We start from the raw sequence: 16486 nt of genomic DNA, 5'->3' as shown, positions 1-16486 counted from the left end.
GGTGCCATATTGCCCAAATTTCTTCTCTACCCCTTGATTTTTCTGGTCGCTCTCGGCACCGTGGCAGTGGGCATCGTGGTCATGACTCTGGCCCTACTGTATCCAAAACTTCCCAGTCTGGATGCTGTCACCGACTATCGCCCAAAGTTACCACTCCGGGTCTATACCACGGACCATCAATTGATCGGCGAATTTGGGGAAGAGCGGCGCGCCATGCTCAAATTGACGGAAGTTCCTCTCAACATGCGTCACGCCATACTGGCTGCTGAAGATGACCGTTTTTACCAGCATGGTGCCGTGGATTTCCAGGGAGTTCTGCGTGCCATGCTGGCAGATGTGTTTTCCCACTCGGCCAAGGAAGGTGCCAGTACCATCACCATGCAGGTGGCCCGTAATTTCTTCCTGACCAATGAACGCACGTTGACCCGCAAATTATCCGAAGTCCTGTTGTCTTACAAGATTGAAAGCAACCTGACCAAGGACCAGATCCTCGAGTTGTACATCAACCAGATCTATCTCGGACAACGTGCCTATGGCTTTGGCGCTGCCGCCGTGGTGTATTACGGCAAACCCCTGTCTCAACTCACCGTTGCGGAAATGGCCATGCTGGCCGGGCTACCCAAAGCCCCCTCGCGCTACAATCCCATTATCAACCCACAACGGGCGGCACTGCGCCAACAGTATGTGTTGCGCCGCATGCACGACCTGAAGTACCTCAATGATGCCGACTTTACCCTGGCATTGCATAAACCGGGACACGCCTCAGCCTATCATGCCAATGCCCTGACCCGTGCTGACTATGTCGCTGAAATGGTCCGTCAGTACATGGTTCAAACCTATGGGGACGGAGTTTATTCCTCCGGCTACAGTGTCATCACCACTCTCCTCAAACCTGATCAGGATGCCGCTTTCCACGCCGTACGCGAGGGTGTCCTGGCCTATGATCAGCGACATGGCTATCGCGGCCCTGAAGCCACGCTGGATTTGCCCAGCAGCGGTGCCACCATTGCCGATTTTGAAGAGTCGCTGGGAGACCTGGAAATCGCCAACGAACTATACCCGGCCGTGGTTGAGTCAGCCTCTGAAAAGGAAGTGAGTGCTTACATAAAGAATGTAGGGCCCGTGATCCTCAAAGACGGTGCCTTGGCGTTTGTACACGCCAGTTTGAGTCCAAAAACAAGTGCCGATCGACGAATCAAGCGGGGTTCTCTGATTCGCGTCCTGCGGAACGACAAATCCGGCTGGGTCATCGTTCAGTATCCCAAGGCAGAGGCTGCTCTGGTTTCTCTCGATACCCACAATGGAGCCATTCGTGCCTTGGTGGGAGGATTTGACTTCAATCGCACCAAATATAATCATGTCATCCAGGCCTATCGCCAACCCGGCTCCAGTTTCAAACCTTTTATCTACTCGGCGGCCCTGGAAAAAGGATTCACCCCGTTCACTCTGGTGGACGACAGCCCCATTGTCATCCATGACCCCAACCAAAATGGTGGCGAAGCCTGGGAACCCCATAACTATGAGAACGAATATTTGGGTCCGATTCGACTGCGTATCGGACTGGCCGAGTCAAAAAACATGGTTGCCATTCGCGTCCTGAAAGCCATTAGTCCTGGTTATGCCCAGGAATATATCAAGCGCTTCGGTTTTGAAAGCAATCGTCAACCCGCTTATCTCAGCATGGCCTTGGGTGCAGGCGAGGCTACCCCCCTACAAATGGCTACGGCCTATGCGGTCTTTGCCAATGGGGGATTTCGGGTCAAACCCTATTTCATCGATCAAATTTTGGACAGTAGCGGAAAACCCCTCAGCCGTACCCAGCCTATTCTGGCCGGTGAAGGTGCTGAGCAGGTCATCGATCCTCGCAATGCCTTCATCATGACCAGCATGATGAAGGATGTCATTCGCATGGGTACGGCCACCCGGGCGCTAAGTCTGGGTCGCCAGGATCTGGCTGGAAAAACCGGTACCACCAACGATCACGTCGATGCCTGGTTCTGTGGCTTTCAACCCAGTTTAGTGGCCGTGGCCTGGGTCGGCTTCGACAAACCAGCCTCTTTGGGACCACAGGAAACCGGTGCTCAAGCGGCCTTACCGATTTGGATGGATTACATGGGAACCGCGTTGAAAACCGTTCCGGAAAGTGAAGCCATCATGCCCCCTGGTATCGAGGTCGTTGCCATTGATCCCAAGACCGGACAACCCAGTACTGCATCAGACCACATCGATGATTACACCTATGCCACTGCCGCACAAAATAACTGAGGAACGACGATCATGGAGACGCTGAGTTCTTTTCCTGCACGACGGATGCGCCGAAATCGACGGGATGATTTTTCCCGTCGCCTGGTTCAGGAACATCAACTCCACGCGTCTGACTTGATATACCCGGTTTTCGTGCAGGAAGGAACCCACGAGGTAACCCCCATCTCTTCCTTGCCGGGCATCGCCCGTCAGGCCATTGAACCGTTATTGCATACCGCCGAACGGTGTCTTGAGTTGGGAATTCCTGCGCTGGCCCTGTTTCCGGTCATTCCCCAGGCACGCAAATCTCTCGATGCGGCAGAAGCCTGGAACCCCGACGGACTCCTCCCACGCACCGTACAGGCCCTCAAACGGCGCTTTCCTGAACTGGGACTGATCACCGATGTTGCCCTCGACCCCTACACATCCCACGGTCAGGACGGACTGATCGACGAGTCCGGCTACGTGCTCAATGATGAAACCCTGGCAGCACTGGCGCGTCAAGCCGTGGTGGAAGCTCAGGCCGGAGCGGATGTGGTGGCTCCTTCCGACATGATGGATGGACGCATCGGTGTCGTGCGTCGTGAACTGGATCAGGCGGGAAAAATCCATACCCGCATCCTGGCCTATTCTGCCAAATATGCCTCCTCCTTTTACGGTCCCTTCAGGGATGCCGTCGGTTCGGGGCAATCCTTGGGCACAGGCAGCAAGGAGACGTATCAGATGGATCCCGCCAACAGTGATGAAGCCCTCTGGGAAGCAGGACTCGACTTGGCTGAAGGGGCCGATATGATCATGATCAAACCAGGTCTGCCTTATCTGGATATCCTTCGGCGCATCAAGGATCAATTCAAGGCACCCACCTTCGTCTATCAGGTGAGTGGGGAGTATGCCATGTTGCAGGGAGCTATCCAGGCCGGATGGTTGGATGAAAAGTGCGCATGGGAAAGCTTACTGTCTTTCAAGCGCGCTGGTGCTGATGGTATTTTAACCTACTTTGCCCTGCGTGCCGGCGAATGGCTCAAGGCACAGCGCTGATTTCTCGACCCGTTTCGTTCCGGAAGAGTTCGCCCACGGCTTGTCGGGCGGGTTCCAGACCCTCACGATCCAAACTGGAAAAAGGAATGACCGTCAACGTCGCACCTCGGTCCGTCAGGGTCTGACGCACCGAACGTACAGTCTGTGCCCGCGCGCTACGCCCCAACTTGTCGGATTTTGTCAACAAAACGATAACCGGTTTCTGGCGTGGCAGGAACCATTCCAGCAACTGTTCATCGAGCACTGTCAGTGGATGACGAATGTCCATGAGAAGGACCAGACCCTTCAGCGCTTCACGAGAGGCCAGATAGTCCGCCAGCAACCGTTGCCAATGCAGTTTGACTGCTTTGGGAACTTCGGCATAGCCATAGCCAGGTAAATCCACCAGGTAACCCTCTTCGCCCACACTGAAATAATTGATGTGCTGGGTGCGGCCGGGTGTCTTGCTGGAATAAGCCAAGCGGTTGCGCTGGGTGAGCACATTGATGGCACTGGATTTACCCGCATTGGAACGGCCAGCAAAGGCGACCTCGATACCCTGGTCCGGGGGTAAACCAGCATAGGCATCCACCGTAATGTGAAATTGTGCACGTTGAAAAAATGCTTCCCAGTTGGTTTTTTCCACAGGAATATTCATCTCAGTTGTTTGAATACCCGTTCTGCCGCGCTGAGCGTTTGATCCAGTTCCAAACTGGTATGGACGGTGGAGACAAAACCCGCCTCGAAAGCCGAAGGCGCAAAGTAGATCCCTTCATCAAGCATCCCCTGAAAAAACGCATTAAAAGCAAACCGGTCCGATTCCATCACCTCGGTCAGCGTATTGGGCAACTTTTCTCGGAAATACAGCCCAAACATACCCCCCAGGGAACAGGTGGACATGGGATATCCTGCATCGCGCCCCACTTCCACAATGCCCTCCGTCAGCGTTCGGGTCATTTCGCCCAAACGTTCATACAGTCCATCTGCGCAGGCCAGATGAAGATTCACCAAGCCCGCAGTCACGGCCACCGGATTGCCGGATAAAGTACCGGCCTGATACACCGGTCCGAGGGGAGCCAGATATTCCATGATGTCACGCCGTCCCCCAAAGGCAGCCAGGGGCATCCCTCCACCGATCACCTTGCCCAGAGTAGTCAAATCAGGGCGAATACCGTAAAGAGACTGGGCCCCACCCAAGGCCACCCGGAATCCCGTCATCACCTCATCAAAAATCAAAACGCTGCCATGGGCCGTGGTCAATTCGCGCAATTTTGAAAGGAATCCAGGGCGAGGTAATACCATGTTCATGTTGCCCGCCACGGGTTCAACGATGACGGCGGCAATCTGATTGCCCCGGGTGGAGAATAATTCTTCTAACTGTCCCATATGGTTATATTCGAGGACCAGGGTTTGAGCGGCCAATTCGGCAGGTATTCCCCCGGAATCGGGCTGTCCAAAGGTCAGCGCCCCGGAACCCGCCTTGACCAGCAAGGCATCCCCATGCCCGTGGTAACACCCCTCAAATTTGACGATGAGGTTACGCCCGGTAAACCCGCGCGCCAGACGAATGGCACTCATGGTGGCTTCGGTGCCCGAACTGGTCAGACGAACCATTTCCAGGGAGGGAAGGAGTTGTGTCAGTTTTTCGGCCATCTCCACTTCCAGAGCCGTGGGTGCCCCAAAACTCAAACCCCGCTCCACACTGGCCTGCACCGCCTGGATGACAGAAGGATGGGCATGCCCATGCAGAAGCGGCCCCCAGGAGCACACATAATCGATATATTCCTTGCCCTCCACGTCCCACACGCGAGGACCTTTCCCGCGCGTCAGAAAACGCGGGGTGCCTCCTACGCTTCGGAAGGCTCGCACCGGAGAATTGACGCCCCCCGGAATGAATTGCTGGGCACGTTCAAACAACTTCTGATTGGTTGTCATGGAAATTCCAGATCTTAAGTCAGTGGTCAAACGCCATTATACGCGCCCGGCCCCCTCCAGATCATTCAAAATTCGCGGCATATTCCCGCGCCCGGCTCGTGATATCCGGCGCATCGAACAATCCACTCAAAACAGCCACGGCATCAGCGCCTGCCGCACGCAGTTCGGCGACCCGATCAGGGGTGATTCCACCAATTGCAACAATGGGAATACGGAGGTGGGTACGGCTGGCACGAAGAACCTCCAGCGTGACGGACGCAGCTTCCGGCTTGGTTGATGAAGGGAAGAAGCGGCCCAGGGCGATATAGGCAGCACCCGCTTCTTCTGCAGCCTGCGCCCGTTTCAGGTCTGCATAGCACGAAACACCCAATAGCCTTCCATGAGCCAATTGATGCCATTCTTCCGGACGCGCATCCTCCAGCCCCACATGCACTCCCCCTTCCCACTCCGGGCGCCCTCCGTCATTGAGGATCAAAGGCGCGCCAAACTCATCACAAAGTGCGCGCAATTGACATAATTGTTGACGGCGCAAGGAAATCGCGAGAGATTTGACGCGGTACTGCAGTACCGACATCCCTCCCAGAAAGGCCAGTCGGACTCTTCTGAGCAACTCAGCGGTGTCACTCAACTCTGGGGTAATGCCGTAAAGTCCCCGAATTTCACCGGGTTCAATGGACATCGTTGCGCGGTTCCTCCCGAGCCCAGAAAAGACGATCAGGAATGATCTGTCCCATGCCGAGACGATAACCTTCTTTCAAGGTTTGCCAAGTATAGTCCTGGGCTTCTGCCACCGCTTCCGGAATGGGTAGCCCCTGCGCCAGACTGGCGGCAATGGCGCTGCTCAGGGTACATCCCGAGCCATGGTAACTGCCCGGAAGCCGGTCCCAGCGATCGGAACGGATGACTCCTTCACGTCCGTACAACGTATTGACCACCTGCACACCCGGTGCGTGAGTCCCTGTCACCAGAACGAATTCGCAACCGCTTTCCAATACTTCCATGGCCGCACGAGCATAATCAGGACGTTCTTCTTCAGGAGCCTCATCATAGGCCAGACGCATCAATTCCAGGACATTCGGAGTGACCAGAGAGGTCTGAGGCAAAATCAGATCGCGCAACGCCTCAAGCATTTCCTCATTGGCCAGTTCGTCGCCCCTTCCGCTGGTCAGCACAGGATCCAGTATCAGGGGCACTTCAGGATAATCAGCGACGATTTCAGCAATGGCGGCGATGATTTCCACACTGCCCAATACACCCAATTTAAATACGGCCACAGGAACGTCTTCCAGAATACAACGCGCCTGATCCACCACCCATTCCGCATCCATCGCCAGAATGTCCTCGACCCCCGTCGTATCCTGGACGGTAATTCCAGTCACCACCGACAATGGATGGCATCCCATACTGGAAAGAGTCAGCAGATCTGCTTGTAATCCCGCACCTCCACTGGGATCCGTGGCTGCAAACACCAATACGGCAGGGGGGGCAGGCATCATAGATGGTTGCTCTCAAGGGTGGATAAGTTTTATCATGGCAGGGGATCGATAGATTTCGCCTATTCTATCGATCATCGCGGTTACATTCTAACGTATTCGAGACACTCATGGATTCTGAACAAGGTTATAAAACCTGGCTGTGCCTGATTTGTGGCTATATTTACGACGAAGAATTGGGGGCCCCCGAGGAAGGTATCGTTCCTGGAACACGCTGGGCGGATGTCCCCATGAACTGGGTCTGCCCAGAGTGCGGGGCACGCAAGGAAGATTTTGAATTGATTGAAATTTGAGTCATGTCTTCCAGTCCTCTAACAACTTCCGAAGAATCCCTTGAAGCCCGCCTCTGCGCCCTGCTCACCGCTGCGGTCCAGAAAATTTCCTCCCCCCCCACGCTCCCTCCGGTTCTGGAGCGACCCCGTCAAAGCACGCATGGAGATTTTGCTTCCCCCGTCGCCCTCCAACTTGCCAAGGGGTTGCGTCAGCCCCCTCGGGAAGTTGCCGCTCAATTGATCGCGGCGCTGCCTTCCTCCTCTCTCATCGATCGCGTTGAATTGGCGGGACCCGGCTTCATCAATATTTTTTTGACGGCACAGGCGCGCCAAGAAGTCGTGCATGAGATTCTGCGTCATGGCCCCATTTTCGGCTCCTCTCAAAAGGGATCGGGACGACGCGTACAGGTGGAATTCGTCTCCAGCAATCCTACCGGCCCACTCCACGTTGGTCACGGTCGTGGGGCTGCCTATGGCGCCTCGGTGGCCAATCTGTTATGCAAGGCAGGTTACCAGGTCCAGCGGGAATACTACGTCAACGATGCCGGCCGTCAAATGGATATCCTGACGGTCTCCACCTGGTTACGCGCCCTCCAGCAATCCGGTAAATTAAAATCCCTGCCCTTTCCCAATAACGGATATCAGGGTAACTATGTGGAGACCATGGCACGGGAAACGGCACAACGATTTTCAGGCCTAGTCGTCAGCGAAGAATCTCTATTGTCCACCTTGAGGCTCCCGCATACCGATGACCTGATTGTCATTTCGCCCGAAGAAGAAGAGCACCACATGGACGCTCTGATTGCTGCTGCGAAGGAACTTCTGGGGCCAACTTACTTGGCACTGCACCATTTCGTGCTGACCGAACAATTGGACGATTGTCGTGAGGATCTCGAAGAGTTCGGGGTCATCTTCGATGAATGGTTCTCCGAGCAATCACTCTTTGATTCGGGTGCCGTAGCCCTCGTCGTATCCCGTTTGGAAAATGCCGGGCACCTCTATACCGAAAAGGGCGCCCGCTGGTTTCGCTCATCAGCCTTTGGCGACGAAAAAGATCGAGTCGTTCAACGGGAAAACGGACTCTATACTTATTTTGCTTCAGATATTGCCTACCATGCCGGTAAATTTGAACGGGGTTATGATCTCATCGTGGATATCTGGGGCGCCGACCATCACGGTTATATTCCCCGGGTCCGGGCAGCCCTGAAGGCTTTGGGTTACGATGACTCTCGCCTATCCGTGCCCTTGGTTCAATTCGTCAGCCTGTTTCGTCAGGGTGAAAAGGCTCAAATGTCCACCCGCAAGGGGCAATTCGTCACATTACGAGAATTGCGTACCGAGGTAGGTCGGGATGCGGCCCGTTTATTTTACATTTTGCGCAAATCCGATCAGCATCTGGATTTTGATCTGGATCTGGCGACTTCCCAGTCACAGGACAACCCGGTGTATTACATTCAGTATGCCCATGCCCGTATCCAGAGGGTTCTGGAACGCTGGGGGGGAGATCCGGGCATACTGGTCAACAGCGCGTTGCACCCATTGATTCATGAAGAAGAAACACGCATTTTGCAAATTTTGTACGCTTATCCCGCACTATTGGAACAGGCCGCCGCCGACTTTGCACCCCATCTTGTTGCATTTTACTTGCGTGATCTTTCTGCTGAATTCCATGCCTACTATAATCAGGTCCCTTTTTTGGAAGGGGAACCCGTTCAGATACATGCGCGCATGGCCCTGCTGAGCGCCATCGGAATTGTGGTGCGGGATGGTTTGAGCCTGTTGGGTGTCTCTGCGCCAGATCGAATGTAAAATGAAGTCCTTCTTTTCATTCCATGGATTCTGCTATCATCTTCTCAGGCAGGAATCCCTATCTGGAGTATCTTGTGGCTGAGAAACCTAACCAGAAACCTGAAAAAAAATCAGGCGGTTCTTTTTTTATCGGGAGCATGGCAGGACTTGCAGGGGGTGTACTGCTGGCGGCAGGAGTGGCACTGTACATCAGCCAACTTGCATCCCCCATCACTTCCCGTAATACCCCTCCCCACCCTGCCCCTACACCGGAGAAACCTTCCGGATCCGATCTCACCAAACGAGGAATTCTGATTCCCTCTCCAGTGACCGGAGAGAATGAAGCCGGTTCCACTGTTACGTCGGGTTCATCCTCACCCACCGCTTCTGCACCCACTCTGGCCACAGAAGTCACTCCTCCCGCTCCGCTGGACGCGGGAGAACCCCCCCAGACCTCCCCCAGCCTTTCTCCACCAGCCACTTCCCTGCCCTCGCCTTTGAGCGATGATTTGCAACATCCCGTGACCGTCCGCTACTTCGTTCAAACTGGCGCTTTTGCTCAATCCTCCGAAGCAGAAAGCCAACGGGCCAACTTGGCTTTATTGGGCATAGACAGCATGGTCGTACCTGGTCAAGTCGAGGGGAAACCTCTCTACTACCGTGTGAGAATTGGACCATTTTCTTCTGTGGACGAGGTTCGAACCCTGATTAAATCCCTCAAGGATAATGGAGTTCCAGCCCAGGTTTTGCGAGAAACCACCACCAGTCACAGTTCCTTGATCCCCCATTAGTCTTTTTTCAGGAGTTTCTTCTCATGCTCTTGCCTCATTCCCGTCGTCGTTTTTTGGCTAGCACTGGTGCCCTTCTATGGGCGGGTTCCATGGCGGACAAACTTCAAGCCGCCACCGCAGGACAGGATTACCAGGTGGTTTCCCAAGCACCCTTGCCCGGTTCCTCGGTGGAGGTATTGGAATTTTTCTCTTATGCCTGTCCTCACTGTGCCCATCTAGCACCTCTGCTCGAACCCTGGTCACGCAAACTCCCGGCTGGCGTCATCTTTCGCCGCGTTCCCGTTACCTTTGGACATTCCCAGTGGACTGTACTGGCCCGTGCCTACTATGCTCTGGATGCCCTTCATGAGGCCAATCGCCTTCAGGAAAAGGTGTTTACCGCCCTGCACGAGCAACAGATCAACTTGTTTTCTGAAGACGAACTCTTTGATTGGGTCCAGAAACAGGGAGTCGATCGCAATCAATTCACTGCGCTCTACCGCTCCTTTGCCATTCAGTCCAAGGTTCAGCAGGGCGATCAGCAAGCCATGAGTTATGGCGTGGACGGTGTGCCCACCCTCATCGTCGATGGCATGTACGCCACTTCACCTTCCCAGGCCGGCAGCAATGCAGCACTGTTTACGGTATTGAATGAATTGATTACCCGGGAACTTACCCTCAAGAAACACCGCTGAGCACGCCTCGTTCAGCGGTTTACTTTTTGAGCGGACGCTTCCAGTGAGGAATCGTTAGTTGTCTGCTACGGGACAGCGTCAGTTGGTCGGCAGGCGCCGTCCTCACGATCGTGGAACCGGCACCAATGGTAGCGCCTGCTTCCACCGTAACAGGGGCCACGAATTGGGTGTCCGAACCAATAAATACATCATCTCCAATCTGGGTACGGTGTTTGCTGACCCCATCGTAATTACAAGTGATCGTTCCTGCACCGACATTGACTCGGGCACCGATGGTGCTATCCCCCAGATAAGTCAGGTGATTGGCTTTGGTTGCCTGGTCAATGGTGCAATTCTTGACTTCCACGAAGTTGCCCAGATGAACAGCCTGTTGCGTGATGGTTCCAGGACGAATACGAGCATAGGGACCCACCTGGTTACCTGGGCCCAACTGGGCACCCTCAACGTGAGTATAAGCATGCACCACCGTCCCTGTTCCGATTCTGCAATTCTTGAGAACGCAATAGGGTCCAATGGTAACACCCTCCTCCAGAATGACATCCCCTTCCAGAATGACCCCTACATCGATCATGACGTCCCGACCACAGGATACTGTACCCCGCAAGGTCAAACGATCTGGATCAGCAAGAGTCACCCCCTTGCTGAGAAGACCTTCAGCCTGATGTCGTTGCCAAATACCCTCAAGTTGAGCAAGTTGACGCTTGTCATTGATACCCAAAGCTTCCCAATCATGGGTGGGCTGAACTGTATGAACAGAAACTCCGTCTGCCACGGCACTGGCGACAATATCCGTCAGGTAATACTCACCCTGAGCATTGGTGCAAGTCAATTGATCAAGCCATGGGGAAATATGCGCAATGGGCATGGCCATGATGCCGGTATTGACCTCGTGAATCTGTTTTTCCTGGGGTGAAGCATCCTTCTCTTCGCGGATGCCCATCACCCGTCCTTGCTCATCCCTCAAAATTCGCCCATAACCCTTGGGCTCTTGAATCTCTTGGGTCAGAAGAACCAGCGAATCCTGCGCCGGTTGAATCAGTTGCTTGAGGGTATGGGTTTGAAGCAAGGGAACATCCCCATACAGCACCAGAACGATGCCCTGTGCGGGCAGATGAGGCAAGACCTGAGCAAGAGCATGGCCGGTCCCTTTTTGTTCTGCCTGATGGACCCAGGTCAAGTCTCGCTCTTTAAAACAGGCCCGTACGGTTTCTCCCCCATGTCCATAGACAATAATGACTTTCTCGGGGTCGAGAACTTGGGCAGCTTGAAGTACATGGGCCAGTAATGGTTTTGCCGCCAGGGGTTGCAAAACCTTGGGTAAAGCGGAATTCATTCGCTTGCCCTGACCAGCCGCCAGGACAACGATGTAAAGCGGAGCGTTACGGGCGTTCAGTGATGATCCTTACGTATGCGTTGGATGGCGGCCAATTGTGCCACGGCGGTAGCTAACTCGGCAGAGGCGCGGGCATAATCCACATCGCTGGACTTGTTATGCAGGGCTTCTTCTGCATTACGCTTCGCTTCGAAAGCCTTGGCTTCATCCAGATCATGGGCACGAATGGCAGTGTCAGCCAACACAGTCACGCTATCCGGTTGTACTTCCAAAATTCCACCGGCTACGAAAATAGTTTCATCCTCACTCCTACCCGCCACCCGGACCCGGACCGTACCGGGTTTGATACGCGTAATCAATGGCGTATGGCGTGGGAAGATTCCCAACTCCCCGTCTTCCCCAGGGAGTGATACAAATTCCGCATCCCCGGAGAATAATTCAGCTTCTGCGCTGACGACATCCACATGGATGACATTGGCCATAATGACTCCCTCTTATTGCATCGATTTGGCTTTTTCAATGGCTTCGTCGATTCCACCCACCATGTAGAAGGCCTGTTCGGGCAAATTGTCGTAATCGCCGTTGACGATGCCCTTGAAACCCTTGATGGTTTCTGCCAAAGATACGTATTTACCCGGTGCTCCGGTAAAGACTTCAGCCACATGGAAGGGTTGTGAAAGAAAGCGCTGAATCTTGCGCGCCCGCGCCACCACCAACTTGTCTTCCGGGGACAGTTCATCCATGCCCAGAATGGCAATGATGTCACGTAATTCCTTATATCGTTGCAAGGTTGATTGTACCGAGCGAGCAACGTTGTAATGCTCTTCTCCCACCACCAGAGGGTCCAATTGACGAGATGTGGAATCCAACGGATCCACAGCCGGATAGATCCCCAGGGAAGCAATATCCCGCGACAAAACCACGGTGGAATCCAGGTGCAAAAAGGTCGTTGCTGGCGATGGATCCGTCAAGTCATCCGCAGGCACATACACGGCCTGAACCGAAGTGATGGAACCGGTTTTAGTCGAGGTGATTCGTTCCTGCAGGCGCCCCATTTCTTCCGCCAAGGTGGGCTGATAGCCCACCGCTGAGGGCATCCGACCCAACAAGGCCGACACTTCCGTTCCTGCCAGAGTAAAGCGATAGATGTTGTCCACGAACAGCAATACGTCCCGTCCTTCATCACGGAAGTATTCAGCCATGGTCAAACCTGTCAATGCTACGCGCAAGCGGTTACCTGGTGGCTCATTCATCTGACCATATACCAGTGCGACCTTGTCGAGAACGTTAGAATCCTTCATTTCATGGTAAAAGTCATTCCCTTCCCGGGTCCGCTCCCCTACGCCGGCGAAGACTGAATAGCCGCCGTGTGCTTTAGCAATATTGTTGATCAACTCCATCATGTTCACGGTTTTGCCCACACCGGCACCACCGAACAAACCGACCTTACCCCCTTTGGCAAAGGGACAGATCAGATCAATCACTTTGATTCCTGTCTCCAGCAATTCCTGGCTTGGCGACAATTCTTCATAACTGGGAGCCTTCCGGTGAATTGAAGCAGTGGTTTCAGCTTCCACAGGACCGGCTTCATCAATGGGACGACCCAATACATCCATAATTCGACCCAGAGTTTTGGGTCCAACCGGAACCGAAATCGGTTTGCCTGTATTGCTGACCATCATGCCCCGACGCAAGCCATCCGAAGACCCCAAGGCAATCGTCCGAACTACGCCATCACCGAGTTGTTGTTGGACTTCCAGCGTCAACTCGCTTCCTTCCATGGTAAGCGCATTATAGATGCCGGGCATTTGGTCGCGGGGAAATTCAACATCGATCACCGCCCCGATACACTGGACAATTTTTCCTTGGTTCATTTGCGAGTCCTAATGATGAGTACTATTAATTAATAGGGTCAAACGGCGGCCGCGCCACCGACGATTTCCGACAGTTCCTTGGTAATGGCGGCCTGACGGGACTTGTTATAAATCAATTGCAATTCACTGATGACCGTGCCTGCATTATCAGAAGCCGCTTTCATGGCCACCATCCGGGCACTTTGCTCGGAGGCGATGTTCTCGGCCACGGCTTGATAGACCAATGCTTCCACATAACGCATGAGCAACTCATCGATCACCGACTGAGGATCGGGTTCATAAAGATAATCCCAAGCCGCCGCTTCCTGTCGTGTTTCATCGCCAATCTTTTCCTGCGGCAGGGGCAAAATCCGTTCCACAACGGTCTGTTGTTTCATGGTATTGACGAAACGGTTGTAGGCCAGATATACCGCATCCACTTCGCCCGCCACATACTGATCCAGCAAAACTTTAAGGGGACCAATCAATCTTTCCAGATGGGGCATGTCACCCAACTGAACGGCATGAGCAACAACCGGAACGGAAATTCGATTCAGAAAACCTAGCCCCTTGTTACCCAAGGCAACAGCACGAATTTTTGCACCTTCCAGTTCCCACTGTTTCATGGAATTAACCATGTGACGTAATAGATTGGAGTTTAATCCCCCGCATAACCCTTTGTCGGAGGTTACCAGTACGACGCCCACGTTTTTAATATTTTCCCGGGTTACCAGGAAGGGATGTTTGTATTCGGCATGGGCTTGTGCCAGATGGGAAGCTACCTTACGAATTTTTTCACCGTAAGGACGGGCTGCCCGCATGCGCTCCTGTGCTTTGCGCATTTTACTGGCAGCCACCATTTCCATGGCCTTGGTGATCTTGCGCGTATTTTGTACGCTTTTGATCTTTATCCGGATTTCTTTTGATCCCGCCATGATTCAGTACTCCTTGTCCCGCTCAATACACGCCGGTATTCTTGAAATCTTCGATCGCTGCTTCCAGGGCTTGCTCGTTATCTTTATCGAGGTCGTTGGTCGCCGCTATCTTTTCCATAATAGCGGGATACTTGCTCTTCAGGAAAGCGATCAAACTGGATTCAAAAGCCAGAGCGCGTTTGACTTCCACCGTATCAAAATGCCCTTTGTTGACGGTATGCAAAGTTACGGCCATTTCAGCCACCGACAAGGTTGCATATTGAGCCTGTTTCATCAATTCCGTTACCATGCGCCCCCGTTCGAGTTGCTTGCGGGTCGTATCATCCAGGTCGGATGCAAACTGAGCGAATGCAGCAAGTTCGCGATACTGCGCCAATGCCAGACGAATCCCGCCTCCCAACTTTTTGATCACCTTGGTTTGTGCTGCCCCCCCCACCCGAGACACGGAAATACCTGCATTGATAGCGGGACGAATCCCGGCATTAAACAAATCCGTTTCCAGAAAGATCTGACCATCGGTGATGGAAATCACGTTGGTGGGTACAAAGGCAGTCACGTCTCCTGCCTGGGTTTCAATGATCGGAAGTGCAGTCAATGATCCGGTCTTGCCTTTAACCTCACCCTTGGTCATCCGTTCCACATAGTCCGGATTGACCCGTGCCGCTCTTTCCAGCAATCGAGAGTGAAGATAAAAAACATCCCCTGGATAAGCTTCACGACCTGGAGGCCGGCGCAACAGCAGAGAGATTTGACGATAGGCCCAAGCTTGTTTGGTCAGATCATCATAAATAATCAGCGCATCTTCGCCTCGATCGCGAAAATATTCACCCATGGAACATCCGGAATAGGGGGCTATGAACTGCATGGCCGCTGACTCTGAAGCCGTCGCAGCCACCACGATGGTGTATGCCATCGCACCGTGCTCTTCCAGTTTACGCACTACGTTGACCACGGACGAGGCTTTCTGCCCTATGGCCACATAAATGCAGGTCATGTTCTGACCTTTCTGATTGATGATGGTGTCAATGGCCACAGCTGTTTTTCCAGTTTGGCGGTCACCAATGATCAATTCCCGTTGTCCACGGCCCACGGGCACCATGGAATCGATGGATTTTAATCCGGTTTGTACGGGTTGCGTCACTGATTGACGCTCGATGACACCTGGTGCAATTTTTTCAATGGGGGAAGTGGCTTTGGCTTCAATTGCCCCTTTTCCATCGATCGGTTTACCCAGAGCATCCACCACCCGGCCAATCAATTCAGGACCGACGGGAACTTCCAGAATGCGTCCCGTACAGGTGACGGTATTCCCTTCGCTAATGTGCGCATATTCTCCCAGAATTACCGCCCCCACAGAATCTCGCTCAAGGTTCAAGGCAAGACCATAGGTATTTTGCGGAAAGGCCAACATCTCCCCCTGCATCACGTCATTCAGACCATGGATCCGAACGATTCCGTCTGTGACAGATACGACCGTGCCCTGTGTATGGGCTTCGGCAGTGATGGGAAGATTCTGGATCTTCGCCTTGATCAATTCGCTGATTTCGGATGGATTCAACTGCATGCTCTCGATCTCCTGATGGGAATGCCGCACCTGCGGCACCCTTCTTAACTTAATGTTTTAGGGCTACCGCCATCTGTTCCAAACGGGCGCGCACCGAACCATCGATCACGCGGTCACCTATGGTGATAGAGATTCCTCCCAAAAGGGCAGAATCTACGACCACATGAACTCTGACTTCTTTGCCAAGGCGTTTCTCAAGGCGGCTCATCAGTTGCTGTACCTGTCCTTCATTCAACGGATAGGCAGAAGTAATCTGTGCATCCAGTATCCCTTCATGCTCATGACGCAATCCTTCATATTGCCGAGCAATGGCAGGCAAGGCGCCCAATCGATGATTTTCAGCCAGGATAATCAGCAGATTTTGAGCTTCACTATCCAGCGGTGTCCCGCTCAGACCAAGAATGAATTGGACCAATTGCTCTCGAGTCAGTCGTGGATCACTGATCACGCCAGCAAACTGTTCATTCTCGACCAGCGAAGTCAACCAGACCAGATGCTCGCTCCATTGGGCGGCCTTCCCGGTTTCCTGAGCGCGACGGAACAGGGCTTCTGCGTAAGGTCGTGCGATGGTGGTAATTTCAGCCATG

At 53.6% G+C, this 16486-nt stretch carries 16 protein-coding genes; 6 read left to right on the top strand and 10 right to left on the bottom strand.

The genetic code is table 11. The features are described from left to right. The first annotated feature begins 6 nt into the window (after positions 1–6). A complete protein-coding gene (locus HO274_RS08445; RefSeq protein ID WP_475690457.1) occupies positions 7–2265 on the top strand; it encodes a penicillin-binding protein 1A in 2259 nt (752 codons plus the stop codon). A gap of 12 nt (positions 2266–2277) precedes the next feature. Beyond that, a complete protein-coding gene (gene hemB, locus HO274_RS08440) occupies positions 2278–3282 on the top strand; it encodes a porphobilinogen synthase (protein ID WP_273118711.1) in 1005 nt (334 codons plus the stop codon). On the opposite strand, the gene yihA is transcribed toward hemB, so the two are convergent. The 4 genes from yihA to thiD form a co-directional block, all read right to left on the bottom strand. Continuing rightward, positions 3266–3907, bottom strand: coding sequence for a ribosome biogenesis GTP-binding protein YihA/YsxC (gene yihA, locus HO274_RS08435; protein WP_031596784.1), 642 nt, complete (start codon positions 3905–3907; stop codon positions 3266–3268). The two genes, hemB and yihA, sit on opposite strands and share 17 nt — an antisense overlap. 8 nt (positions 3908–3915) lie before the next feature. After that, positions 3916–5196 carry a glutamate-1-semialdehyde 2,1-aminomutase gene (gene hemL, locus HO274_RS08430; RefSeq protein WP_031596783.1) on the bottom strand — a complete coding sequence of 427 codons (1281 nt, stop codon included), beginning with the start codon at positions 5194–5196 and terminating at the stop codon, positions 3916–3918. A gap of 61 nt (positions 5197–5257) precedes the next feature. Further along, a complete protein-coding gene (locus HO274_RS08425) occupies positions 5258–5875 on the bottom strand; it encodes a thiamine phosphate synthase (protein WP_273118707.1) in 618 nt (205 codons plus the stop codon). Continuing rightward, positions 5865–6692, bottom strand: a complete 828-nt coding sequence (thiD, locus tag HO274_RS08420) for a bifunctional hydroxymethylpyrimidine kinase/phosphomethylpyrimidine kinase (RefSeq protein ID WP_062187680.1) — start codon at positions 6690–6692, stop codon at positions 5865–5867. Before thiD ends, HO274_RS08425 begins: the two co-directional genes overlap by 11 nt. 107 nt (positions 6693–6799) lie before the next feature. Between thiD and HO274_RS08415 the strand changes: the two genes are divergently transcribed. The 4 genes from HO274_RS08415 (at position 6800) to HO274_RS08400 (ending at position 10214) form a co-directional block, all read left to right on the top strand. Continuing rightward, positions 6800–6982: a rubredoxin gene (locus HO274_RS08415; RefSeq protein ID WP_031596780.1), complete on the top strand. Its 183-nt coding sequence runs from the start codon at positions 6800–6802 to the stop codon at positions 6980–6982. A 3-nt stretch (positions 6983–6985) separates the two neighbouring features. Further along, positions 6986–8770: an arginine--tRNA ligase gene (argS, locus tag HO274_RS08410; RefSeq protein WP_273118702.1), complete on the top strand. Its 1785-nt coding sequence runs from the start codon at positions 6986–6988 to the stop codon at positions 8768–8770. Between the two features lie 74 nt (positions 8771–8844). Continuing rightward, entirely contained in the window at positions 8845–9540 is a 696-nt protein-coding gene (locus HO274_RS08405) for an SPOR domain-containing protein (RefSeq protein WP_273118699.1), read from the top strand. Between the two features lie 23 nt (positions 9541–9563). Further along, the gene (locus tag HO274_RS08400) at positions 9564–10214 is read left to right on the top strand and encodes a thiol:disulfide interchange protein DsbA/DsbL (RefSeq protein WP_035417250.1); all 651 of its coding nucleotides are present in this window, start codon (positions 9564–9566) and stop codon (positions 10212–10214) included. Positions 10215–10233: 19 nt separating this feature from the next. Here HO274_RS08400 and glmU read toward each other — a convergent pair whose 3' ends face one another. From glmU to HO274_RS08370, 6 genes are read right to left on the bottom strand one after another with little or no spacing between them, the layout of a single operon-like run. Continuing rightward, positions 10234–11607 carry a bifunctional UDP-N-acetylglucosamine diphosphorylase/glucosamine-1-phosphate N-acetyltransferase GlmU gene (glmU, locus tag HO274_RS08395; protein WP_420537403.1) on the bottom strand — a complete coding sequence of 458 codons (1374 nt, stop codon included), beginning with the start codon at positions 11605–11607 and terminating at the stop codon, positions 10234–10236. Further along, positions 11604–12029: a F0F1 ATP synthase subunit epsilon gene (locus tag HO274_RS08390; protein WP_031596772.1), complete on the bottom strand. Its 426-nt coding sequence runs from the start codon at positions 12027–12029 to the stop codon at positions 11604–11606. The genes glmU and HO274_RS08390 overlap by 4 nt, the downstream gene beginning before the upstream one ends. 12 nt (positions 12030–12041) lie before the next feature. Then, the gene (gene atpD, locus HO274_RS08385) at positions 12042–13421 is read right to left on the bottom strand and encodes a F0F1 ATP synthase subunit beta (protein ID WP_031596771.1); all 1380 of its coding nucleotides are present in this window, start codon (positions 13419–13421) and stop codon (positions 12042–12044) included. Positions 13422–13459: 38 nt separating this feature from the next. Further along, positions 13460–14335, bottom strand: a complete 876-nt coding sequence (gene atpG, locus HO274_RS08380; RefSeq protein ID WP_062187688.1) for a F0F1 ATP synthase subunit gamma — start codon at positions 14333–14335, stop codon at positions 13460–13462. 22 nt (positions 14336–14357) lie between these two features. Beyond that, positions 14358–15899, bottom strand: a complete 1542-nt coding sequence (gene atpA, locus HO274_RS08375) for a F0F1 ATP synthase subunit alpha (RefSeq protein WP_273118694.1) — start codon at positions 15897–15899, stop codon at positions 14358–14360. A gap of 49 nt (positions 15900–15948) precedes the next feature. After that, positions 15949–16485, bottom strand: coding sequence for a F0F1 ATP synthase subunit delta (locus HO274_RS08370; RefSeq protein WP_273118691.1), 537 nt, complete (start codon positions 16483–16485; stop codon positions 15949–15951). Between the last annotated feature and the right edge of the window lies 1 nt (position 16486).

It is taken from the genome of Ferrovum myxofaciens (assembly GCF_013181415.1).
Classification (GTDB): domain Bacteria; phylum Pseudomonadota; class Gammaproteobacteria; order Burkholderiales; family Ferrovaceae; genus Ferrovum; species Ferrovum myxofaciens.
The sequence above is the reverse complement of the archived record's forward strand: the minus strand, read 5'-3'. Positions and strand labels throughout refer to the sequence as shown.

Excerpts from the sequence above, each read along its gene's own strand:
- hemB (WP_273118711.1), top strand. The coding sequence starts at position 2,278 with ATGGAGACGCTGAGTTCTTTTCCTGCACGACGGATGCGCCGAAATCGA.
- hemL (WP_031596783.1), bottom strand. The coding sequence starts at position 5,196 with ATGACAACCAATCAGAAGTTGTTTGAACGTGCCCAGCAATTCATTCCG.
- HO274_RS08425 (WP_273118707.1), bottom strand. The coding sequence starts at position 5,875 with ATGTCCATTGAACCCGGTGAAATTCGGGGACTTTACGGCATTACCCCA.
- thiD (WP_062187680.1), bottom strand. The coding sequence starts at position 6,692 with ATGATGCCTGCCCCCCCTGCCGTATTGGTGTTTGCAGCCACGGATCCC.
- HO274_RS08415 (WP_031596780.1), top strand. The coding sequence starts at position 6,800 with ATGGATTCTGAACAAGGTTATAAAACCTGGCTGTGCCTGATTTGTGGC.
- argS (WP_273118702.1), top strand. The coding sequence starts at position 6,986 with ATGTCTTCCAGTCCTCTAACAACTTCCGAAGAATCCCTTGAAGCCCGC.
- HO274_RS08400 (WP_035417250.1), top strand. The coding sequence starts at position 9,564 with ATGCTCTTGCCTCATTCCCGTCGTCGTTTTTTGGCTAGCACTGGTGCC.
- HO274_RS08390 (WP_031596772.1), bottom strand. The coding sequence starts at position 12,029 with ATGGCCAATGTCATCCATGTGGATGTCGTCAGCGCAGAAGCTGAATTA.
- atpD (WP_031596771.1), bottom strand. The coding sequence starts at position 13,421 with ATGAACCAAGGAAAAATTGTCCAGTGTATCGGGGCGGTGATCGATGTT.
- atpG (WP_062187688.1), bottom strand. The coding sequence starts at position 14,335 with ATGGCGGGATCAAAAGAAATCCGGATAAAGATCAAAAGCGTACAAAAT.
- atpA (WP_273118694.1), bottom strand. The coding sequence starts at position 15,899 with ATGCAGTTGAATCCATCCGAAATCAGCGAATTGATCAAGGCGAAGATC.
- HO274_RS08370 (WP_273118691.1), bottom strand. The coding sequence starts at position 16,485 with ATGGCTGAAATTACCACCATCGCACGACCTTACGCAGAAGCCCTGTTC.